The organism is Dactylosporangium thailandense (assembly GCF_059739745.1).
Genome location: NZ_AP029195.1, coordinates 6,504,507 through 6,526,432 on the forward strand (window position 1 = coordinate 6,504,507; position 21,926 = coordinate 6,526,432).

General features: G+C 70.0%; 17 protein-coding genes and 1 tRNA gene. 10 read left to right on the forward strand and 8 right to left on the reverse strand.

The window, feature by feature from the left end; translation table 11 throughout:
* Positions 1-23: 23 nt before the first annotated feature.
* Positions 24-3,155 carry an AfsR/SARP family transcriptional regulator gene (locus tag AC6JBM_RS28585; protein WP_497977136.1) on the reverse strand — a complete coding sequence of 1,044 codons (3,132 nt, stop codon included), beginning with the start codon at positions 3,153-3,155 and terminating at the stop codon, positions 24-26.
* A gap of 580 nt (positions 3,156-3,735) precedes the next feature.
* On the opposite strand from AC6JBM_RS28585, the gene AC6JBM_RS28590 reads away from it, so the two are divergent.
* Together AC6JBM_RS28590 and AC6JBM_RS28595 are read left to right on the forward strand one after the other, a co-directional pair.
* Entirely contained in the window at positions 3,736-4,278 is a 543-nt protein-coding gene (locus AC6JBM_RS28590; protein WP_497977137.1) for a GNAT family N-acetyltransferase, read from the forward strand.
* 153 nt (positions 4,279-4,431) lie between these two features.
* Positions 4,432-5,244, forward strand: coding sequence for an alpha/beta fold hydrolase (locus tag AC6JBM_RS28595; protein ID WP_497977138.1), 813 nt, complete (start codon positions 4,432-4,434; stop codon positions 5,242-5,244).
* 639 nt (positions 5,245-5,883) lie between these two features.
* Here the strand turns inward: AC6JBM_RS28595 and AC6JBM_RS28600 are convergent.
* On the reverse strand, positions 5,884-7,644 hold the full coding sequence (locus AC6JBM_RS28600; RefSeq protein ID WP_497977139.1) for a discoidin domain-containing protein: 1,761 nt from the start codon (positions 7,642-7,644) through the stop codon (positions 5,884-5,886).
* A gap of 144 nt (positions 7,645-7,788) precedes the next feature.
* Here AC6JBM_RS28600 and AC6JBM_RS28605 point away from each other — a divergent pair, with 144 nt between their 5' ends.
* Entirely contained in the window at positions 7,789-9,150 is a 1,362-nt protein-coding gene (locus AC6JBM_RS28605) for a M1 family metallopeptidase (protein ID WP_497977140.1), read from the forward strand.
* 518 nt (positions 9,151-9,668) lie between these two features.
* Here AC6JBM_RS28605 and AC6JBM_RS28610 read toward each other — a convergent pair.
* A complete protein-coding gene (locus AC6JBM_RS28610) occupies positions 9,669-10,454 on the reverse strand; it encodes an alpha/beta fold hydrolase (RefSeq protein ID WP_497977141.1) in 786 nt (261 codons plus the stop codon).
* Positions 10,455-10,630: 176 nt separating this feature from the next.
* The gene (locus AC6JBM_RS28615; RefSeq protein ID WP_497977142.1) at positions 10,631-13,501 is read right to left on the reverse strand and encodes a M36 family metallopeptidase; all 2,871 of its coding nucleotides are present in this window, start codon (positions 13,499-13,501) and stop codon (positions 10,631-10,633) included.
* A gap of 435 nt (positions 13,502-13,936) precedes the next feature.
* On the opposite strand from AC6JBM_RS28615, the gene AC6JBM_RS28620 reads away from it, so the two are divergent.
* The 4 genes from AC6JBM_RS28620 (at position 13,937) to AC6JBM_RS28635 (ending at position 16,683) form a co-directional block, all read left to right on the forward strand.
* Positions 13,937-14,578 (forward strand): nucleotidyltransferase domain-containing protein, encoded by a 642-nt coding sequence (locus AC6JBM_RS28620; protein ID WP_497977143.1) that lies wholly within the window; start codon positions 13,937-13,939, stop codon positions 14,576-14,578.
* A gap of 35 nt (positions 14,579-14,613) precedes the next feature.
* Positions 14,614-14,709 (forward strand) — tRNA-Sec (locus tag AC6JBM_RS28625).
* Positions 14,710-14,976: 267 nt separating this feature from the next.
* On the forward strand, positions 14,977-15,540 hold the full coding sequence (locus AC6JBM_RS28630) for a hypothetical protein (RefSeq protein WP_497977144.1): 564 nt from the start codon (positions 14,977-14,979) through the stop codon (positions 15,538-15,540).
* A 225-nt stretch (positions 15,541-15,765) separates the two neighbouring features.
* On the forward strand, positions 15,766-16,683 hold the full coding sequence (locus AC6JBM_RS28635) for a helix-turn-helix domain-containing protein (protein ID WP_497977145.1): 918 nt from the start codon (positions 15,766-15,768) through the stop codon (positions 16,681-16,683).
* 190 nt (positions 16,684-16,873) lie between these two features.
* Here the strand turns inward: AC6JBM_RS28635 and AC6JBM_RS28640 are convergent, their stop codons facing one another.
* Entirely contained in the window at positions 16,874-17,437 is a 564-nt protein-coding gene (locus AC6JBM_RS28640) for a hypothetical protein (protein WP_497977146.1), read from the reverse strand.
* 244 nt (positions 17,438-17,681) lie between these two features.
* On the opposite strand from AC6JBM_RS28640, the gene AC6JBM_RS28645 reads away from it, so the two are divergent.
* Positions 17,682-18,110: a hypothetical protein gene (locus tag AC6JBM_RS28645; protein ID WP_497977147.1), complete on the forward strand. Its 429-nt coding sequence runs from the start codon at positions 17,682-17,684 to the stop codon at positions 18,108-18,110.
* Positions 18,111-18,222: 112 nt separating this feature from the next.
* Here AC6JBM_RS28645 and AC6JBM_RS28650 read toward each other — a convergent pair whose 3' ends face one another.
* The gene (locus AC6JBM_RS28650; RefSeq protein ID WP_497977148.1) at positions 18,223-19,092 is read right to left on the reverse strand and encodes a hypothetical protein; all 870 of its coding nucleotides are present in this window, start codon (positions 19,090-19,092) and stop codon (positions 18,223-18,225) included.
* 309 nt (positions 19,093-19,401) lie between these two features.
* Entirely contained in the window at positions 19,402-19,710 is a 309-nt protein-coding gene (locus AC6JBM_RS28655; protein ID WP_497977149.1) for a DUF7677 family protein, read from the reverse strand.
* Positions 19,711-19,939: 229 nt separating this feature from the next.
* Here AC6JBM_RS28655 and AC6JBM_RS28660 point away from each other — a divergent pair, with 229 nt between their 5' ends.
* Positions 19,940-20,572, forward strand: a complete 633-nt coding sequence (locus AC6JBM_RS28660; protein WP_497977150.1) for a DUF7003 family protein — start codon at positions 19,940-19,942, stop codon at positions 20,570-20,572.
* Positions 20,573-20,602: 30 nt separating this feature from the next.
* Here AC6JBM_RS28660 and AC6JBM_RS28665 read toward each other — a convergent pair whose 3' ends face one another.
* Positions 20,603-20,923, reverse strand: coding sequence for an NIPSNAP family protein (locus AC6JBM_RS28665; RefSeq protein WP_350621520.1), 321 nt, complete (start codon positions 20,921-20,923; stop codon positions 20,603-20,605).
* 11 nt (positions 20,924-20,934) lie between these two features.
* Here AC6JBM_RS28665 and AC6JBM_RS28670 point away from each other — a divergent pair, with 11 nt between their 5' ends.
* On the forward strand, positions 20,935-21,795 hold the full coding sequence (locus tag AC6JBM_RS28670; RefSeq protein WP_497977151.1) for an SDR family NAD(P)-dependent oxidoreductase: 861 nt from the start codon (positions 20,935-20,937) through the stop codon (positions 21,793-21,795).
* Positions 21,796-21,926: the final 131 nt, after the last annotated feature.

A 21,926-nucleotide genomic window follows, 5' to 3' on the forward strand; every position in this document is an offset into this window, starting at 1 on the left:
CCGGGGTGTGTGCTGCGGTGCCTTCAGCCTGCCTCGGGAGCCGGTACCTGCTCAACGCATTTACGCGCGGGGAAGTAGTCCAGGACGTTGCCGAGCGTCGCGCCGCGCCCCCGCTCGACGGCGCCGGGCACGGCCTCGGCACCGAGCGCCGCGCGGGCCCGCTCGTCCACGTCCGCGGTCCACGGCCGGGTGGCGTCGTCCGTGCCGCGGACCGCCCGCGCCGCGGCCAGCAGCGTCACCGCGCGCGCCGCGTCCCCGCCCAGCAGCGCGGCCTCGGCGGCGTCGTCGACCGCGTTGGCGACGGCGTACGCGTCGAACGCGGCGCGGCCCTGCACGACGGCGAAGCGGATCGCGTCGCCCGCCGCGGCGTGCTCGCCGTCGCGGGCCAGCAGCACCGCGCGGCCGGAGTGCAGCAGGGCGAGCATCTGCGGCGAGACCCGGTTGCCGCCGACGAGGTCGAGGGCCCGGTCGAAGCGGTCGCGGGCCTCGTCGAACCGGCCCGTGCGCAGGGCCCGGTAGGCGAAGGCGTACTCGACGAAGGCGATGCTGTCGGGCACCCCCGAGCGCCGGGCGGTGTGCCGGGCCTCGGCGAGGACCGCGTCCGCGCGCGGCTCGTCGCCGATCAGGTAGTACAACTGCGCCAACCGCACCTCGGTGACCGGCCGGTCCTCGGTCGACCCGAGCAGCCGCAGGTAGGTCAGCGCCTCCTCGTAGTGCGCGATCGCCTCGCGGTGGCGGCCCTCGTGGGCCTTGGCCTCGGCGAGGGCGGCGAGGGCGAACGACATGCCCCAGCGCTCGCCGATGCCCTGGAACGCCGCCAGCGACGACTCGAACGCGGCGCGCGACTCGGCCGCGTGGGCGCCGGTGTTGAGCAGCGTGTGCCCGACGAGCAGGCGGCCGAGCCCGGCGATCCAGGGGTCGGGGTCGTCGGACAGCGCCGCGATGCGCTCGAGCACGGCCCCGACCGGGCCCTGCCGATACAGGCCCGCGACCGCCTGGAAGAGCCGGGACAGCGGGTGTTCGCCCTGGTACCCCACCGCCTCGGAGAACCACCCGTCGAGCATCTCGGAATCGCCGAGCCCGTCGAACCCGTTGACCGCGGCCACCCCGCAGGCCATCGCCCGGGCGTCGGGGTCGGACGGGCCCGGCAGCGACAGCGCGGCCGAGGCCAGGGCCGCGCCCTCGACCCGGTGCCCGCCGAGCCACCAGTACCAGCCGACCACCGCGACGAGCCGCACCGCGAGATCGCTGTCCCCGGCCGCGATCGCCCGCCGCAGCGCCCCGTGCAGGTTGTCGTGCTCGGCGCCGAGCTCGGCGAGGGCCTCCAGCTGCCCGGTGCCGCGCAGCGCCGGCTCGAGCCGCTGGGCCAGCGCCAGGAACCAGGCGCCGTGGCGGCGGCGCACCCCGTCCGCCTCGCCGGCCTCGTCCAGGCGTTCCAGGCCATACGCGCGGATCGTTTCGAGCATGCGGTACCGCAGATCGTCGCCGGCCACCAGCAGCGACTTCTCCGCCAGGGTCGTGAGCAGCTCGTCCGGGTCGCCCAGGCGCCCGCCGGGATCGCAGACGGCGGCCGCGGCGGCGACGGTCGCCCCGCCGGGGAAGATCGCCAGCCGGCGCAGCATCGCACGCTCGGGCTCGGCCAGCAGGTCCCAGCTCCAGTCGACGACCGCGCGCAGCGTCTGGTGGCGGGGCCGGGCGGTGCGGCTGCCCCGGCTGAGCAGCCGGAACCGGTCGTCGAGCCGGTCGGCGATGTGCGCCGGGGTGAGCGAGCGGCAGCGGGCCGCGGCGAGCTCGATCGCCAGCGGCATCCCGTCCAGCGCGCGGCAGATCCGGGCGACGGCGCCGGGGTCCTCGGGCAGCCCCGCCAGCCCCGGCCGCACCGCCGCGGCCCGGTCCGCGAACAGCCGCGCCGCCGAGTCCTCCGCGAGCGGCTCCACCCCGTAGAGCGCCTCGCCGGTGATGCCGAGCGGCTCCCGGCTCGTGGCCAGGACCCGCAGGTGCGGGCACTCCCCCAGCAGCCGCTCGGCGAGCTCGGCCGCGGCCGCGACGACGTGCTCGCAGTTGTCGAGGATCAGCAGCAGGCGCCGGTGGGCCAGGGCGGTGGCCAGGCGCCGGGGCGCGTCGTCGGCGTCGAGGCGGCGGCCGGGCGCGGCGGGCTTGCCGGCCGGGTCCCGCAGGCCGAGTGCGCCCCAGACGGCCTGGATCACGTCGCCGGGGTCGGTGAGCGGCGCGAGCTCGACGAGCCAGACGCCGTCCGGGATCTGCCCGGCCAGTGCCCGCCCGGTCTCGACGGACAGCCGCGTCTTGCCCGCACCCCCGGGCCCGACGAGCGTGACGAGCCGCCCCCCGGTGACGAGCCGGCGCACCGCGGCCAGATCGGCGTCACGCCCGACGAAGCTGGTGAGCGCGGCGCGCAGGTTACCTTCGGCGGGCCGCTGCTGCTCACCGCGCAAAACCTGCAGGTGTACCGCCATCAGCCCCGCCGACGGATCAGCGCCCAGCTCCTCGGCGAGCCGGTCCCGGCACCGCTCGAACACGGAAAGCGCCTCGGCCCCGCGCCCGGCCCCGGCGAGCGCGCGCATCAGCAGCGCGACGAGCCGCTCCCGCAGCGGATGCGCGGCGACGAGCGCCTCGAGCTCGGCGACGACCCGCTCCCCGATGCCGAGCTCGGCCTCGATCCGGTCCTCGATCGCGGCGAAGCGCAGCTCATCGAGCCGGGCCCGCCACGGCCGGGCGAATGCGGCCTCCCCGGCGTCGGCGAGCGCCGGCCCGCGCCACAGCTGCTCGGCCAGCCGGAACAGCGTGACGGCCGAGCCGGGGTCGCCCGCGGCCCGGGCCCGGCCGACGAGCGCCTCGAACCGCAGATGGTCGACGTCCTCCGCGTCGATGTCCAGCAGGTACCCGGTCGGGCGCGCCTGCAGCACGCCGTCGGGCAGCACCCGGCGCAGCCGCGAGACGAGCGACTGCAGCGCGTTGCCGGCCCCGGCGGGCGGATGCTCGCCCCACACCCCGTCGGTGAGCCGCGCGGCGGTGACGACTCGGCCGGGCTCGAGCGCGAGGAGCGTGACGAGCACACGCAGCCGCGAGCCGCCGACCTCGAGGGGCACCCCGTCCCCGCCGACGACCTCGAGGGGTCCTAGCAGCCCGATTCGCACTCTGCTGATTGTGCTCTCTCCCGCCCTGCGTTCGCGGGCCCGGGTTCGCACGCCCCGCCATCGGGCCTTTGGGGCGCGCGGTTGCCCGGGGTGAGCTTGCTCAGCACCCGCTGCCGCGCACGACGATCGTCGGGCCTTTGGGGCGCACGGTTGCCCGGGGTGAGCTTGCTCAGCACCCGCTGCCGCGCACGACGATCGTCGGGCCTTTGGGGCGCACGGTTGCCCGGGGTGAGCTTGCTCAGCACCCGCTGCCGCGCACGACGATCGTCGGGCCTTTGGGGCGCACGGTTGCCCGGGGTGAGCTTGCTCAGCACCCGCTGCCGCGCACGACGATCGTCGGGCCTTTGGGGCGCACGGTTGCCCGGGGTGAGCTTGCTCAGCACCCGCTGCCGCGCACGACGATCGTCGGGCCTTTGGGGCGCACGGTTGCCCGGGGTGAGCTTGCTCAGCACCCGCTGCCGCGCACGACGATCGTCGGGCCTTCTCTGCTCCCGACGGGAGGTCCGCTACGGGCCTTCGCTGCTCGTCGGACGGGAGGCCCAAGGCGGGGCGGCCACGTTCCCCGATAGGGTTGCCGTTCGTGGCCCTGCAGCCGATCCGCACGGCCCGGCTCGTCCTGCGCGAGCCGGCCGTCACCGACGCCGCAGACGTGCTCGTGTTCCGCGGCGACCCGGAGGTCCAGCGGTTCAACGACGACCCGATGCGCACGCTGGCGGAGACCGAGGCATTCCTCGAGTACCTGCTGGCCGAGTCCGCCGCAGACCTACGCCGGCACTGGGCACTGGAGCTGAGCGGCCGGGTCATAGGCCTCATGGGACTGCACAGCTGGCAGCCCGCCCACCGGCGGGCCGAACTCGGATACGATCTCGCGAAAGAGCACTGGGGCCACGGCTACGCCAAGGAGGCGGCACGGGCGATCCTGCGCTTCGGCTTCACCACGATGCGGCTGCAGCGCGTGCACGCCCAGACAGTCGCGGCCAACGATCGATCGGTCCGGCTGCTGACGTCCCTGGGATTCACCCGCGAGGGAACGCTGCGCCAACACTCCCTGGAAGGCGACGGCCACTTCCACGACTGCGCGATCTTCGGCCTCCTGCGCTCAGAATGGGCAGCAACAGCCTGACCGCCCCATCAGCGCCACAACTCCACGTGCAACCAACATTGCACAATCGTGCATCCCTGCACTCCCGCACTGGTGGTTCATCCGCGCCTGTGCTCAGACCCGGTGGCAGCGGTCTGACAGGGCTTTGTCAGCGCGACTCCCCAGACTGCCCGCATGACCGACTTGTGTGTCGCATTCTCCGCCGACGGCACGGCCATCACCTACCACAGCACCGGCAACGGACCCGGACTCGTGGTGGTGCCCGGCAACAACCGGCGCGCGCACCATTACGACACGTTCATCCAAAACCTGCCCCGCTACCGTGTCCATTCGATCGACCGCCGGGGCCGCGGCGCGAGCGGGCCACAGGGCGCGGCGTACTCGATCGAGCGCGAGGCCGACGACGTTCTCGCCGTGGCCGACGCGACGGGGTCCGAGCTGGTGTTCGGCCACAGCTACGGCGGACTGGCGGCCCTGCACGCCGCGCTGCGCCGGACCTTCGCCGGGCTGGCCGTCTATGAGCCGGCCGTCAGCCTCGACGGCGCGTTCGACCTCTCGTGGCTGCCACGCTTCACAGAGCTGGTCACGGCCGGCCGCGCCTACGCGGCGATGGCGACGTTCACGAAGCGCACCGGGATCGTGCCGCTGCCCGACGTACCGCTGGCCGTGCACTACGGCCTGGCCTTTCTGCTCCTGCGCGGCACCGATGGAGCCGAGACGCGGGCCATGATGCCGACCAGCCCGGCCGAGCTCGGCGAGGTCGCGCGGCTCGACTCCGACGGTTCGCGCTACGCGGCGATACGGTCACCGACGCTGCTCCTGGCCGGAGCGAAGTCGGTGGCATACCTGCGCGACACGGTGCCGCGCCTGGCGGAGCTGTTGCCGCTGGCGCAGCACGAGGTCCTGGCGGGCGCCGACCACAACGCGCCGGACCTGAACCGCCCGGCGCTCGTGGCCGCCCGAGTCGACGCGTTCTTCACACGCTGACGCCCTCGCCTCGCGCACCCGCTCGAACCTTCACTGCACGAACCGCTCGCCGTCCGAACGCGCACTGCACGAATCGCTCGCCGCACGAATCGCTCAGCGCACGAATCGCTCAGCGCACGAATCGCTCAGCGCACGAATCGCTCGCCGCGCAAACGCTCAGTGCACGAGTCGCGCGCTGCACGAACACGCAGTGCACGAGTCGCGCGCTGCACGAGCCGCTCAGTGTTCAAACGCGCAATGTGCGAACGCGCAAGACCGTGGCGCTCACTTGCGCGGACGCTCAATGGCCGAACGCGCACTGCACGAACGCGCAGTCTGCGAGTCGCGCAGTGCGCGAACGCGCAAGGAACGAACCGCTCACCGCACGAACGCGCCGCCCGCAACCCGCTCACCGCACGAACGCCCCGCCCGCAACCCGCTCACCGCACGAACGCGCAGTCTGCGAGTCGCGCAGTGCGCGAACGCGCAAGGAACGAACCGCTCACCGCACGAACGCGCCGCCCGCAACCCGCTCACCGCACGAACGCGCGACGCAAGAACGCGTTCCGCGCGAACGTGACACCGCGCAGCATGCGAAGCGCGCAGCGGGCATGGCGGGGCTCCAAGGACGGACGAACCCTGGAGCCCCGTCAGCAGCGATCAGCCGAAGACCTGGAACTCCCACAGGGAGTAGCCGTAGGTCGTTGCGCGCTGGGTGCCGTAAACGCGCACATAGCGACCGGACCCGGTGACGTTCAGCGTCTGGTTGCCGCCCGCGCCCGTCGTGGTGCTGTAGATCGACGTCCAGTTCGTGCCGTCATTGGAGGTCTGGATCTGGAAGGCCTTGGCGTACGCCGCCTCCCAGTTCAGATTCACCTTGCTGATGGCCCGGGTCGCGCCGAGGTCCACCTGCAGCCACTGCGGGTCACTGAACGCGCTCGACCAGCGCGTCCCGGTGTTGCCATCGGTCGCGGCGGACGCAGGCGTGCCGGCGTTCTCCGTCGACGACGCGGTGGTCGGCCGGCCCTGGGAGATCACGGTGCCGGTCGAGCCGCCGGGCGTGCCGGTGAGGCCGAACTCGTACAGCGAGTACCCGTACGCGGTCGCGCGCTGCGTGCCATAAACGCGCACGTAGCGACCCGATCCCGTGACGTTCAGCGTCTGATTGCCGCCCGCGCCCGTCGTGGTGCTGTAGATCGACGTCCAGTTCGTGCCGTCGTTCGAGGTCTGGATCTGGAAGGCCTTGGCGTACGCCGCCTCCCAGTTCAGGTTCACGCTCGTCAGGTTGTACGTCTGGCCGAGGTCGACCTGCAGCCACTGCGGGTCGCTGAACGCACTCGACCAGCGAGTCGTGGCGTTTCCGTCAGTCGCGGCCGACGCAGGCGTGCCGGCGTTCTCCGTCGAGGAGGCGGTCGTCGGCTTGCCCTGCGCGATGTTGGTGCCGGTCGGGGGCGGGCTGGTCGTGCCGCCCTTCTTGTTGTACACGGCCACCCAGTCGATGTTCATCTGCGCGCCGGAGACGGTGCTCGCGTTCGGGCCGCCACCGAAGGCGTCGGGGAATCCGCCGCCCATGGCCAGGTCGTAGATGATGAAGAACGGGTGGTGCACGGCGTTGTTCCACGTCGTGGCGTCCACGCGGGTGGCCGGCAGCGTGAAGTAGTTCGCGCCGTCGAGGTACCAGCGGATCTCCTCCGGCGACTTGGACCGGTCGATCTCCACCGCGTACGTGTGGTAGCCGGTCTGGCACCCGGCGCACGCGCGCTCGCCGCTGCCGATGCCCGTCGACTCGTTGCACGGGCCGCCGGGGTTGACCCCGCAGTGCAGGGTGCCGAAGACGGAGCTGCGGCCGTTGATGTCCTCGAGGATGTCGATTTCGCCGCTGGTCGGCCACGAAGTGCCGGTCCGCAGTGTCGATCCGAGCATCCAGAACGCGGGCCAGTAGCCGGCGCCGTTCGCGGTCGTCACGTTCGGCTGCTGGATCGAGGACTCCATGCGCACCACGTCGCCGGCGTCGGCGCCGAACGTGGCGGCCTGGGTCTCGATGCGGCCGGACGTCCAGCCGGCCCTCGGATCGGTACCCGAGTGCAAGGCCCGCAGCACCAGGTGCCCGTTACCGTCCTGGAAGACGTTGGCCGTGCTGTTCGTCATGGTCTCGATCTCGCCGGTGCCGAAGCTGCTGCCCGGACCGGTGTCGTACTTCCACGTGCCCGTGTTCACCCCGGTGCCCGCGGCACCGTTGAACTCGTCGCTCCACGTGAGCGTGAAGCCGGGCGGCGGCGCGGGCGCGGCGGCGGCCGCGAGCTGGGCGTTGTTCGACGTGCCGGCCTGCGCCACGGCGGTGACGGCGACCAGGGCGAGCGCCGCGGCGGCGGTGACGCCCGCGGCCCAGCGCCGGGCGTGACGGTGTGTTCGAGTGCGCATGGCTCTCCTTGCGATCCTGGCGGGGACTAGAGAGCGCTCTCTCAACCGGCACGCTACTCCTGCCGCACGGTACGACGTCAAGAGGGTCGCGACTCGGGTTCGTATATATTGACAGTCATCACTCACCGCTTTCACGCTGGCCGCATGACCATCCGGCTTCTGACCGCGCTCACCGTCGCGGTCACCACCGCCACCGCCGTCGCCGTCGGGGTCACCGCCCCGGCCGCGTTCGCCGCGGTCGACACGACCCGGACCCCGGGCCTGGCCGACTACACCGTCACGCTCACGAGCGACAGCACCGGCGCCTCGTGGAGCGGTCACGAGTCCGTCACGTTCACGAACACCTCGCCGACGACACTGCCCGAGGTGTACCTGCGGCTGTGGGACAACTACCACGGCACGTGCCCGTCCAACACGCCGATCACGGTGACCAACGTGACCGGAGGCTCTGCAGGTTCGCTCAGCGTCGGGTGTACGGCTCTGAAGATCACGCTGCCCGCCCCGCTCGCACAGAACGCGACCGCGACGATCGGGTTCGACCTCGGGATCGTGGTGCCCGCGGGGGCTGACCGGTTCGGGCGCGACGGGGCGTACAACTTCATCGGCAACGCGCTTCCGGTGCTCGCGGTGCGCGACGGGGCCGGTTGGCACCTCTCGCCGTACACGAACAACGGCGAGTCGTTCTACAGCCTCATCAGCGACTTCGACGTCACACTCGATCACCCGACGTCCATCTCGGTGCCCGCGACCGGCACGTCGACGGACACGCCGGGCACGAGCGGACGCACGATCACGCACGCTTCGGCGACGAACGTGCGCGATTTCGCCTGGGCGGCGGGTCCGTTCACGAAGACCACCGGCGTGTCCCCGGGTGGATACACCGTCAACGTGTACCGCACCAGCGCGATCAGCGCCTCCAGCGCCAGTTCGATGCTGAGTACGGCGCTGGGCGCGCTCGACGCCCACTCGCAGCGCTTCGGGGCGTACCCGTACGGCGAGGCCGATGTCGTACTGGACAACAACTTCTGGTTCGGCGGGATGGAGTACCCGGGCTTCGTGCTCGACGTGGTGTCGAGCAACGCCCTCGCGCACGAGCTCGCGCACCAGTGGTTCTACGGGATCGTGGGCGACGACGAATACACGACACCGTGGCTCGACGAGGCGTTCACCGACTACGCGACGGACCTGTACTTCAACAAGACCGGCACCAACTGCTGGAACTCGGTCACGTGGCAGTCCTCGAGCGAGCGGCTGACCAGCTCGATGGCCTACTGGGACGCGCACTCGTCCCGCTACTCGACGGTCATCTACGGCTACGGCAAGTGCGCACTGCACGACCTGCGCCGCACCCTCGGCACGACGGCCATGACCAGCCTGATGTTCAACTACGCGCAGTCACACTGGTACGGCGTCTCGACGGTGCCCGACTTCAAGGCGGCAGCCCAGGCGGCGGCCGGCTCGACGAGCCTGTCCTCGTTCTGGACGACCCACCGCATCGACGGCTGATCACCGCAGGCCCCGCGCGGAGCCGGCCGATCCTCGCTCCACACGGCGCAGCCGCTGACCGTCGCCGACCCGAGCGCGACGAGCGCGCCGGACAGGCCGCGATCAACGGCAGCGCAGGTGAAGGCGGCCAGCGCAGGTGCCAAGAACCGGCTGCTCACCCGCGCGAAGCCAGCTGGCTTCGCGCGGGTGAGCAGCACCGGGGCACGGCCGAGGCCGGGTCGCCTTTCTTGCGCTGACCGCCCCGAGCGCGACGGGCGCCGCGCCGCCGGTGACCGCACCGCTCAAGCCCCGCGCGGCAAGGGAGGGCTCGCGCCCGGTCCCGGCAACGCGCAGCCGAGCCGGTCATAGACAGGGGCGAGCTGCGATCCCCACGGCCCGCGCACAGTGGAATCAGTCCGGCCCGCGCGCGACCTCCGCCACCGGGCCGAGCACCGCAAAGCCGGCCCGGTGCCCACCCGGGCGGCGCGGTCGAGCCGATCACGGGCAGGAGGCGCGCACCGCTCGCGTGGCCCGTGGAATCAGTCGGGCTCGCTCAGAAACTCCTCCACCAGACCGGGCAACGATGGCGCCTCCGTGATGTCGTAGTGCGTGCGCCCCGGGATGATCGCCAGCCGCGACGCGACCCGCTTCGAGGCGTCCCAGTCCGCGTCGCGCAGGCCGCCGCCGAGCAGCGCGTAGAACTCGGCCGCGTGGGCGGGCGGGATCGAGTCGGCGTCGGCGTACACGAGCATGGTCCGCGCCTGAATCCGGGCCGCCTCCGGGGACCAGTCGTAGTCGCGCCGGAGCAGTTCGCCGAGCCGCGCCCCGAGCACCGGCCAGTCCTCGACCCGCGGCGCGACCCGGGCATAGGACGCGTACAACGGCGACGCCTTCATCCCCTCCGCCGCCTCCGGCCCGAGCTGCGCCATCCCGGCCAGCACCTCCGGGAACCAGCCCGAGCGCCGCACCGGCGTCGAGATCGCGATCAGCCGCCGCACCACGTCGGGGTGCTGCATCGCGATCCGGACCGCGGTCCCGGCCCCCAGCGAGTAGCCGAGCACGTCGACGCGCCCGAGCCCGAGATGCGAGATCAGCGCGGCGACGTCGTCGGCGCAGGTCTCGTACCGAAGCGGACGCTCGGTCACGGGTGTGTGCCCGTGCCCCTGCAACTCGACGGCGATGACCCGCCGCCGCTGCGCCAGGGCCGGCAGGAACGCCCCGAACATCTCGATGGTCCAGAACCCGCCGTGCAGCAGCACGAGCGGCTCACCCGAGCCGTGCTCCTCGTACCACAGCGAGACCCCGTTCACCTCGGCATACGTCATGTGCCGACCCTAGCCTCGAGCGACCCCGGCACACTCCCGGACGAGCGGCGACCACCGGTCCGGGGGCGACTGTTGTGCTTCATGGCCCGGACGCTACTCGCGGGGTACGACAAAAACGTCCGAACACGAGCGGGGCCCCGCCGGCGAGTGCCGGCGGGGCCCCTGAACGGTGTTGCCTACTGCCCCGGCGTGATGTTGCCGCTGGAGCCGAAGACCTGCACCTCGGCGATGCGGACCTCGTCGCGGTACTGGCTGTTGGCAGCGCAGTCCGTGTTCGCCCGCGGGTCGTTGTCCTGCTCACCGGCGTAGAACGGGTTGCCGGTGCACTGGCTGGACCGCACGACCACACGGACGTGCGTGGCCAGCGTCGGGTGGATGTCGAAGGTGCGCAGGTTCAGCTGCGGCGCCACCGGACGCCAGGCGCCACCCGGGAAGGCGTCGTCGTTGCTACGGTACGCCTCCGTGTAACTCGAGTCCTTGCTGCAGTCGGCCTTCGTGGCGTCGCAGGTGAGCACCGAGAACGAGCGCAGAGCGCTGAACCGGTTCTGGTTCTGCGTGCTGGAGTCGACGTCGCCCCGGAGGGCCGGGCGCAGCAGGGCACTGACGTTGAGCGACTGGACGTTGACCGGCTTGTCGCCGGCCAGGTCGATCGTGACCTGCTTGCCGGCCACGCCGTTGACCGACGCCCAGTTCGTGCCCTCGGTCTCGTCGTTGATCTTGTCGAGGTTGACGCCGTCACCGGTCGCCACCGCGCCAAGCGCCGAGGAGGCCACGTTCTGCGGCAGCTTCAGCTTCAGCTCCTGCGCCTTGCCGGGCTTGAAGGAAGCGGTGAACTTCTGGCTGCCGTAGCCCTTGCCGTTGACCAGGAAGTGGAACTCGGTGTTGGGCAGGATCTGGAACGTGTCCGGCAGCGGCGTCGACGGGTCGGTGTCGGCCACCGGGGTCGCCCGGGCCTCGTAGTCGCCGACGTACAGCGTGACGTTCGCACCGGCGGAGCCGGCCATCGGCCGCAGGGTCACGGTCGCGTTCTCGGCGTACGGCGAGTGGAAGCTCGGCGTCGGGTCGGTGTCCGACGGAGCGCCCGTCGCACCCTCACCCAGGCCGGACTCGGCGAAGCCCTTCCAGATGATGTCCTGGTTGGCCCCCCCGAAGCGGACCAGGTCCGCGGCCAGCATGTTGTCGCGCATGCTGGTCATGGTGGCCCCGCTGGCCGCCTGCAGCAGGAACGAGTCGAACATCAGCTGGATCCAGCGCCGGTTGCCCGGGCAGGACGCCACGTCGGCGGCGCCGTCGGCGCACTTCTGCTGCAGCTCGGGGTTGCCGAGGCCGTAGCGGCTGACGAACTCCTTGCGGACGCGCAGGTTCGTGGCGACCCAGATCTCGCCGTCGGCGTGGACCTCGGACCCGACCAGGTCGAAGCCGAAGTCCGAGTAGTTCAGCGGGCTCTTGCTGGCGTCGTAGTCGCGAATGCCCTCGTGCACGTTGCCCGTGACGTAGGCGCCGGTGACGAACTCGGTGTCGCCGGGAGCGCGCAGGCCGTTCTCGAACAGGTACTCGGCGGCGACGAGGTCACTCCACGCCTCGCCCATCGAGCCGCCCTGCGAGCCGGAGATGCCGCTGTTCGGGCCGGCGATCATGCGGTTGGTGATCGCGTGGGTGTACTCGTGCCCGATGACGGTCATGTCGTAGTCGCCGTCAACGCACGGCGGGTACGCCGAGCCGGCCACCGGCTGCCACAGGTACATGTTGGTCGTCGACGTCGCACCGTCGCGGCCCGTGCTCTGGTTGGCGTTGTTCCGGCTGCCGCTCAGGGCGCCGGACTGCGCGCGACCCTGCTCCGGGTCGTTGCCCAGGCCGCCGGGCTGGGTGTTGACGACCTGCATGTTCCACGCGGCCTCGGTGAAGCCCAGGTGGTAGCTGAAGTCGTGCATCGCGTTGTGCATGCCGAACAGGTTCGACACCGCCGCGTCCGCGTCGTTGCGCGTCGCCGAGGTGAACACGTCCGGGTTGCACTTGGACTCGTGCCACTGGTCGGTGAACGCGTAGTTGTAGTTGCGGTCCGTCTTGGTGGCCGCCGGGAAGGCCGCGACGCCACCGCCCCACGACACGAGGTTGTTGGCCGAGTTGCCCGACGAGGTGAAGGTCGGCTGACCGGTGAGCTGGTTGACGTCCCAGGCCTTGCCCGACGCGGCGTCCTTCACGGTCTTGACGCAGTTGACCGCCGGCGTGAAGCACCAGGTCACCCGCGAGTCGGTGCCCGCCGTGACCGTCTGCGGCGCGGTCGTCGGGAAGACGGCCCAGGTCGGGTTGTCGGAGTCGAAGTCGACCATGTCCTCACGGATGAGGATCTCGCCGGTACGCGCGTCGACGAAGGTCGAGTACGCGGTGGGGTTGTCGGCGTCGTTCGAGACCAGGCTGATCTGGTACGCCGCACGCGGCCCGCCGTCCGGGGTGGGCACGGCGACCTCGATGACGTCGGGCGCGCCGATCTGACCGGCCGTGAGACCGGCGTCGGCCAGGGCCGCGGCGACGGCGTCGGACGCCGACAGGGTCGCCGGCTCGGGCGCGGTGGTGTCGCGCGAGAGCGATGACGTGACCCAGACGACGTTGCCCTTGTTGAGCAGGATCGACACGAGTCCGTCGTGGCCGGCCGGCAGGTTGCCGAAGCGCTGCTGCAGCTGCACGACGGTGCCGGTGCCGAGCGCCTGGACGAGGATCGGCTGCATCGCGTCGACGGCCGGGGCGTCGAGCGCGTACAGCTCCTCGTTGTCGAGCAGGTACTTGCGGGCCGCGGCGACCGGGTCGCCGGTCAGGCCGGTGGCCAGGGCCTTGTCCGGGCCGACGGCCTCGGGCTCGCCGAGGGAGTTCCAGCGGACCTTCGCGGCGCCGACCCGATCGGCGGCCGCCTTCTGCTTCGCGGTCGGCGCCTTGCCGCCGCGACGGTTGTCGACGTCACGCGGGCCGTGGCCCTCGACGTCATGGGCCTTTCCGGGGTTCGGCTTGGGATCGGCGGCGGCGGGCGCGGCGGTTACCGCACTCGTCGCCACGACGGCGGCGGCAGTGAACGCGGCTAGCGTCCTGCCCCGCCAGCGCCTGGGGTTCAACCCAGATTTGCGCACGATCGGTTCTCCTCTTGTTCGATGGGGGCGCGTGTTGCTCCAGGGGGCGCCAAGTGGATCTCATAGGGCCTATCACGGCCCGGCGCAGGCACACCAGGCAGCGCGAATGCGGGTCCACAATGGACAGGAACGCGACAGTTCCCTCTAACGGGGGAAACACTGTCGTAGCTTCGGGCGACAACGGGCAAATCGATCAAGGGGCCTGCCCGGCGATTTACCGGCACTTCCGGACACAGCATGACTTGCGTGAATGTTCACCAATTGCAATGACCGACATTCGTACCACAAGCCAATGAATGGGCAACCGCGCGCGCCGCAATTCAATATGCTACCTGGCAGATTGATATATGCCATCATTGCGCGGTGAGCGACCAGCTGCCCGCCGGCGGCATCCAGCTGTCCCCGGCCGACATCGACGCCCTGCCCGCCAGGTGGTCTTCCTGCTGGACCCCGGCCGAGGTCGCGGACCAGCTGGCCGGCACCGCCACTCCCTGGTGCGTGGCCGCGGGCTGGGCGTTGGACCTGTTCCTCGGCAGGCAGACACGCGAGCACGGGGACATCGAGATCGCGATCCCCGCAGCCCGCTTCCCCGAGGTCCGCGACCGCTTCCCCGGATACGTCTTCGACACGGTGGCCAGTGGCCGGATCTGGGAGAACGCCACACCGGACGAGCTGGCCGCGACACACCAGACCTGGCTGCGCGACCCGGCCACCGGCAACTACCTGCTCGACGTGTTCCGCGAGCCACACGACGGCGACACGTGGATCTGCCGCCGCGACGAGACGATCCGGCTTCCGTACCGTGACATCATCCTGCGCACCCGGGACGGCATCCCGTACCTCACGCCCGAGCTGGTCCTGCTCTTCAAGGCCAAACACGCCCGCGGCAAGGACCAGGCGGACTTCGACGAAACCGTCCCGCACATGACCGCGGCCCAGCGCGGGGCCTTGGCCGCACTGCTGACCCGCGTGCATCCGGGTCATCCGTGGCTCGCGCACCTCTGAGGCGCCGTACCGCCCGGACGACTACAGTGGGCGACGGAGGCGTGCGGGTGGCTGGTGCCCCTCCCAGTCTTCAAAACTGGTGTGGTCCGGAATCCGGGCCAGGCGGGTTCGATTCCCGTCCGTCTCCGCCAACCAGCCCTTGCATCATCAAACGCCCGATGACCTCGCCAAATGTAGATCGTCGAGGGTTGTCGTCGACCTTGAGGACAGCTCGCCGTCGTCGCCCAGGCCCAGGGCGTCGCCGATACGCCGCCGTGCGGCTTCCTCCTGCCTTTCCCGCACATGCCGCGCGATCGCGCCTACAACGCCCCCCGTCTTGGCGATGCTCGGCAACGCCTGTTGTGAAGATTCGCCGGTCGGGGTCGACGGTGGCTGCGGGCCGGCCGACCATATACGTGGTGAAGGCCGATCGGAGCATCCTGGCCGCCGCGGCGCTCGCGGTCGGCGTCGGCACGCTGGCGCTCGACCTTGCCGTGCAGCTCCAGGCGCACGCGGGGCCGTGGCACGTGGTCGTGCTCGTGCCGCTGGAGCGGCTGTCCCGGGCGGTGCTGCTCTTCGCCGCCGGGCTGGTGCTGCTCGCCGCAGCGACCTGGCGGGTGTTGGACGGACGTACCGCAGCGCGGGTGCTGGCCGTGTTCGCTGGGGTGCTTGCGCCGTTCGCCCTTGTAGCGGCTGCCGCCGTGAACGTCTTCGAGACAGGCATCGGCGAAGAGTCCCGGTCGTATCGTGTGGCGGTCGCGCCGGACGGCCGGCACGCGCTGTACGCCCGGTCGGGGTACGGGTCGGGCTACAAAACCTGTTACCGGCTGCGCACCACCGGCCACCTCGTGCGCGAGAGCCGGGTCGACGTGGCCTGCCTGATAGACGTCCAAATCGGCTTCGCCGACGACAGCCACCTCCGGATAGGCACCCGAACGATCGCCTTCTCCCGCGTGGCGACGGCCGAGACCGTCTACGACTAGCACTTCCGGAGTCGGCCACCATGCTCCGGCGGCGCTCGATCTGGGACCAGGATCGGGTGCGTGATCCTCGACAGGACACGAAGTCCCGGCCTCGCCGTGCTGGTTACTCCCTGTGATGTGCGCCAGCCGGCCGCCGCGCACCAACGGCGGCATGACAGTGCGGTCGTTGCGATTGTGGGCGTGTCCGCTTGAGCTTCCATCCGGTGGAACCTTCAGGCTTGGTACGTGGATCGCGAATCGGATCTCTATACGATCGGGCAACTCGCGCAGTGCGCAGGTGTGTCGGCCCGGACCGTCCGGTTCTGGTCGGACAGGGGCGTGCTCCCGCCAGTCGGCCGTTCCAGCGGGGGGTATCGACTCTATGACGCGGTGGCCGTCGCTCGGCTCGAGCTCATTCTGACGCTGCGTGATCTGGGCCTTGGTCTCAATGCCGTCGGAGCACTGCTGGCCAAGCAGGTCACGCTGGCCGATCTTGCGGCAGCTCACGTGAAGGCGCTCGATGCAGAGATCCGCACGCTGCAGCTACGACGCACGGTCCTACACACCGTTACCCGTCGGCAGAGCACGACCGAGGAGATGACCTTGATGAACAAGCTCGCCAGACTGTCCGCGCAGGAGCGCCAGCGCATCATCGACGACTTCGTTGACCATGCATTCGACGGCACGGCCGACCCGGATAGTGCCGTCATCGCCGACTGGATGCGCGAACTGCCTGCCGAGCTCATCGAGGATCCCACCGACGAGCAAATCGACGCCTGGCTGGAGCTGGCCGAGCTGGTCGCCGACGGAGACTTTCGGCAGAAGTTCCGCGCCATGGTGCTGAGCGCCGCCGACCATGGCCCGCGTCTGGAGTTCGGGCTGAACATCCGACCACTCGTCCTTGCCCACGCCGGAAGCGCCGAAGAGCGCGGCGTCGCTCCCGACTCCGCTGAAGGCCGCGAGACACTCGACCGGATCGTTCCGGCCGACCTGCCCGTCGAGGAGGCCGCCGCACTGCTCACATGGCTGGAGATGGTGGCCGACTCCCGGATCGAGCGCTACTGGCAGCTCCTCAGCACACTCAACGCCACCGATGCGGGGCCGCCGGCTGTGCCTGCGTTCGCATGGCTGCTTGCGGCAATGCGTGCGCACCGATTCCCCTGATGCTGCCTGTGTCGCGCAAGGCAGACGTCCGATTGCTGGCGCGCTCAAATCGGCATGACAGGATGTCTCGACCAGGCCAAGACTCATGACTACGAGTCACGAGCCCCGGGCCGGTCACCACGCACCAGCGGCGGCAGATCCGCGCACAACATTCGGCGTCGGCGAAGGCCGTCGGCGCCTCTGAATCCGTTTACCAGTGGCTGAAGACGATCCCGGTGCGCCCGCCGAGTGCGCCGCGGAGCTCGGCGATGTGGCGTTGCGAGATCGGTGGCCAGTTCAAGAAGGTCACCGCCGGAGCGCCGATAAGAACGCTGAACCGGCCGTTCCAGTCGCCTACCGGGGCCGACCGCTGGCACGAACCACAGACGAACGACGGTTCTTGCCCATGGCTCATCCACGCCTCTAGCCACTCGGCGTAGGAGTCGGTGTAGTCGGCCGGCGCCTCGGCGTCGCAGCGTAGGCAGCGAGGCACCTCATCGTTTTCGACCGGATGGTAGGCGTCGCGCTCGACGCTGATGTCGACGCCGTTGTTTGCGGTGTGCAGGAACGCGTCGAACCAGTCTGTGTGGTCCACGATCGTCCGGGACTGCGGACCGGGCATCCAAACACTTGGCTGCCAAAGTGGGTCGCGACGATCGTTGGGAATGATCACACCGCGGGTCACCAGAAGGTCCTGCACCGCGGCGGCGATCTGCTCGCGATCGGCCACTGGAACATCGTCCAGCCGTACTACCGTCATGCTGTGTTCGCTCACGCTCGGCTCCTCCGTCGCAGCCGCGGTCGGCCGCACAGCGAGCGAAGGGTAACACCATCTGGCCCGCGGCTCTGCCCAGCTCCGAGGACCCGACAACGCCGAATTCCGGTCATCATCGACGTCCAACGACGTCAGCGCTGGGCGTGACAGACTGCGGGTTTGTGGGCGCGATGTCTGCGGCCATGAGCGAGTGGCGCGAGGTGTTGACTACGCTTGTCCATCGCACCTTGCGAGATCGGGACACATGGAGAGCTTCGGGTTGCCGGCATACCTTCCTGAATGGCGCGGTGCCGAGTCCGCGACCGCCGCATCCGACATGCCCATGGTCCGGCAGCGGGCGCGCGAGCTCGTCGACCTGGTCCTCGCCGAAGACACCCGCTACCTAGACGCGTTGCCGGAAACGATCGAGTCGGCGATTGTCACCCCACTGTCGATACTGTCGCACGCATTGGGCCAAGGAAGTGATGTCGGCTTCCAGCCACGCCCAACTGCCCAGCGACGCCGCCGGCACCAGGCGCCTCACGCCGCGCGGCGCAAGGGGCCCTTCCCGCACATCATGCGCCCGATCCTGACGCACGAACATCCCAACCCGCAACTAACGATCAGAAGCCCTGACCTGGTCAGGCCGCTCACCGCCGGTGACGAGCGCCTGGCGGTCACCGCGCTTCCGTAGCGGCATGAGAGTGCGCCGCGATACGGGCATAGATGCGGTGACTGGAGGCCGCGATCTTGGCGTTGTCGTATGAGGACGGTAGGGCGGGCGGCCGTGAGGTTGGCGTGATGGGTTATGGCTCGGGGTAGGTGTCCAGCAGCCGTGCGGCCTCGATGCGCAGTTCTTCCTTCGTGAGGCCGCCGCCGAACATGGATGCTGCTACCAGGTCCAGAAACCGCAGGAACTCGTTGGCGCCCGGCAGTGGACGGTCGTAGGAGGCCGGTTCGTCGCCTTCCCGGTGGGCGTTGCATGCTCGCAAGACCTGCATGCTGGCGTGATTTCCGATGCGCCACGCGTCCCGCCAGTCATGCTCGTGGAAGGTGAACAGCGGGTGGACCGTCTCCAGCAGTTCGAACCCGAGCACGTCGATGAGCGCCCACACGGCTTCATCGTCGGTGTGCGTGCCGATCGCGTCGGCGATGCGGTTCGCCGGGGCGGGCAGGCCGGCCGCCGTGGCCCAGCCGGACAGGCTGTCGGCCAGGCCGGCCGGGTCGTCGTCCCGCACCTCGGCGCCGTCAGGCAAGGGCACGGTGCACTCTTCGTGGTGGTCAAAGGCGCATCGTTGCGTTGCCGGGCAGGGCGGCAGAACGAGCCCTCTGGCCGCGGCGAGGTCACGGAACGTGGGACCGGTCCGCTCGGCCGTGTTGGCGAAGTGGGCCAGCCACGTAGATCCGTCGGGGGTCGCACCGCCGTACTGCAGGCAGTAACTCTCTTTGATCTCTACTGCGAGTGCGGGTGCGCCGGTGGCCACCGCCAGGGGCGCGGGTCCACCGTGGATGGTCGGCCATTCGTGGTACATCGGCGGATTGAGGTGCGCCAGTTGCCAGCCGCTGTCGTATCGGTGCACAGCGACGAATCGGCTGCCGAACGCGGACCGCACCCCGGGCACATGCGGCAGCAGCGTGTCGGACCGAGCGAGCACGAAGGTGCCAAAGAAGCTCACGTGTGACGTTGTAGCACCCGGACCTCTCTGAACGCGGAGACGGGACCGCTCACTGAGGCCGTGAGTTGCTGCGGCAGCTCGTGCGACGCGAGGCACCTGGTCGCGGCGCGAGCCGTCGGCCCGTGCCAGCGGCGCGCACAACCGACTCAATTCGGCAGACCCGCGCGCCGAACCGCCAGCTGGGCCATCACGATCTGCAGCGCGCGGATCGCGGCAGATGAGGATGCCTCCAGATCGCGGTTGGGTTCGAGTCCATCCTGGAGGAGGCCATGCCAGCCACACTCTCATTGGCAGCCCCATCACCAGCTGTCAGTACAGCTCGACCTCCCAGAATTCGAGTTCTGGTTCTCCGGCAGGAAGCGTCCCGGTGCAGTATTGGTAGAGAAACGTCGCGGCGCGGCGTTCGGCGTACTTTTCGTTGATCGGCTCTCCCTGCTCGTCGAGTTCGAGGACGTTGGCGAAGATGGCGAAGCAGGTCTCCATCTGGGAGGGCGAGTCCTTCAGTTCGTCCCAATAGTTGATGCCCTCCAGCATGGGGCGGCCGACCGAGCCACGCGCAACCCAACCGGCAAAGCGACGGATCGCTCCTGACGCACCTTGACTGAGGTGGGAAGACATCCGTGCAACCTACTGCTGCCCCGGGGCTACCGGTGCCACAGGTTCTTGATCTACGGGGTTGCCCCGGTGCCGCGTCCTCAACTCGGCATGATGGCGCGCCTGGCGTTGTCAACGGCGCCCGAGCAAGCCAGCGCGGAGGGTGACGATCGAACTGGCGCCGTCATGCCGATCGGAGGCAGATGTGCGCGGGTCGCCCGCGACGGAGCGTGCGCAGTTACGCTGCACGGCCATGGACTCTGTTGAGATCCTCAGCCAGTTCGACGCTGCGGCCGAGCAATGCGTGTTTCCGGACCTGAACAACGGCTACTACTACGCTGTCGACGCCCGGCTCCATGCATACCGCGACGCGCGGCGGTGGGCGCTCATCGTCGAGACGGCGGGCTACTCACCCCGGGCCGCCAATCTCACCGACATCCTCCACGTCTTCGGCAACTGCCTGACCAGCGGCGAACCGGGCTTCGAGAACGCGGACTTCCTTGACCGGATCGACAACTGGGACGAGATCGAAGACGACGACCAGCCCGAGACGTACTGCGGAACCTCGATCGTGATCCGAGGCCACCGGCTCGACATACCCGGCGAACATGGCGAGGAACTGATCGACGTACTTCGTCGGCTCGTCCCAGACCACCGAGAACTGCTTCTTGCCGATGAATCAGAACTCCGGCGGCGAATCCCGGCCGACCTACCCGAGCTCCTACGACTGGACCAGTGGCATCACCCCGACGGCGAACTCCCCAGCGAGTCAACGACCTTCATCCAACTCGCCGACGTACTCACCACCGGAGACGTGAAACGGTATGCCCCGGACACGCCACCCAACACACATTGGTCTCACTGGCCGGAATCCGGAACCCTCTAACCCGGCCAGACACCCACCAACAGCGGCAGATCAGTGCGTCGTTCCGTCAGGCAGCAGCGGCCGCATGAACGTCCGTTCGTATCGGAGGATGCAGCCCGACTCGTCTCGGATCCGGTCCGCCGCGATGAACTCCGGGTCGGCGCCGAACCGTGAACGATAGCGTTCGTAGGCAGCCAGGCTTTCGAAGCTGAAGAGCGCCTCGGCTCGATCGCTCGCCCCTTCCGCCGGCAGGAAGTAGCCGTGATGGATCCCGCCGTGCTTGGTCACCAGCCGCATCCACTCGCGAGCGAACCGTTCGAACGCCTCGATCTGAGCGGGGTCAACGGTGTAGTGCACTACGCAGGTGATCACGCGTCGACCCTATGACTCGGCGGCCGTCGCAGCACGCTTGCACAGCGGCAGATGCGGACGCTGTCTGCGATCATCGGACGGTGGTGGTGATGCGGCGATTCGAGGGCAAGGTCGCGCTGGTGACGGCGGCGGGGCAGGGCATCGGGCAGGCTGTTGTACGGCGGATCGCCGCCGAGGGCGGTGCCGTGGTGATCACTGACCTGCTGGAGGACGCGGTCGCAGCGCTGGTTGAGGAGATCGGCGCGCAGCACGCGCTCGGGGTCAAGGTCGACGTCACTGCACGCGCCGATATCGACGCCGCGGTCGCCGCGGCGGTCGGGCGGTTCGGCCGGCTCGACCTGGTGGTGAACAACGCGGGCGGCTGCATCGTCACCGCAATGCCCGAGGACACCTCAACCGAGGACTGGCACCGCCAGCTCGACTTCACCCTCATCAGCGCCGCCCGCTGCATTCAGGCGGCCCTGCCACACCTTGTGAGAACCCGCGGCAACGTCGTCACGATCGGCTCGGTCAACGGCATCGCGGCGTTCGGCAACGTGGAGTACGCCGCTGCGAAAGCCGGCCAGATCGCGATGTCGCAGAACTACGCCGCCCGGTACGGCCCGCTCGGCGTCCGCTTCAACGTGGTCGCACCCGGCACCATCCGGACACCGAACTGGGACTCCCAGCCCGGCGAGCTGGAGCGACTCAAGACGATGTACCCGCTCGGCCGGGTCGGCGAGCCCGAAGACATCGCCGCAGCGGTCGCGTTCCTCGGCTCCGACGACGCCGCCTGGATCACCGGCCACACCTTGCCCGTGGAGGGCGGCGTGCTGACCGGCCCAGACCCGATCAACCTGAGCCCGCCCGACACCCTCTACACAGGCCTGTAGCAACCGCGTATCGAACCGCCGCGGCTCAAAATCTTCCTCGACGGCACGGCGATGAACACCAGTGCGCACGCTGCGGCGGATCCGTGCACGCCCCACGGCAACGGAGCGTCGAGGCTGGCACCACCTTCCCG

Coding starts and splice junctions, on each gene's coding strand:
- AC6JBM_RS28605 (WP_497977140.1), top strand. CDS start 7,789: ATGACCATCCGGCTTCTGACCGCGCTCACCGTCGCGGTCACCACCGCC.
- AC6JBM_RS28600 (WP_497977139.1), bottom strand. CDS start 7,644: ATGCGCACTCGAACACACCGTCACGCCCGGCGCTGGGCCGCGGGCGTC.
- AC6JBM_RS28660 (WP_497977150.1), top strand. CDS start 19,940: ATGGACTCTGTTGAGATCCTCAGCCAGTTCGACGCTGCGGCCGAGCAA.
- AC6JBM_RS28655 (WP_497977149.1), bottom strand. CDS start 19,710: ATGTCTTCCCACCTCAGTCAAGGTGCGTCAGGAGCGATCCGTCGCTTT.
- AC6JBM_RS28670 (WP_497977151.1), top strand. CDS start 20,935: ATGACTCGGCGGCCGTCGCAGCACGCTTGCACAGCGGCAGATGCGGAC.
- AC6JBM_RS28610 (WP_497977141.1), bottom strand. CDS start 10,454: ATGACGTATGCCGAGGTGAACGGGGTCTCGCTGTGGTACGAGGAGCAC.
- AC6JBM_RS28645 (WP_497977147.1), top strand. CDS start 17,682: ATGGAGAGCTTCGGGTTGCCGGCATACCTTCCTGAATGGCGCGGTGCC.
- AC6JBM_RS28595 (WP_497977138.1), top strand. CDS start 4,432: ATGACCGACTTGTGTGTCGCATTCTCCGCCGACGGCACGGCCATCACC.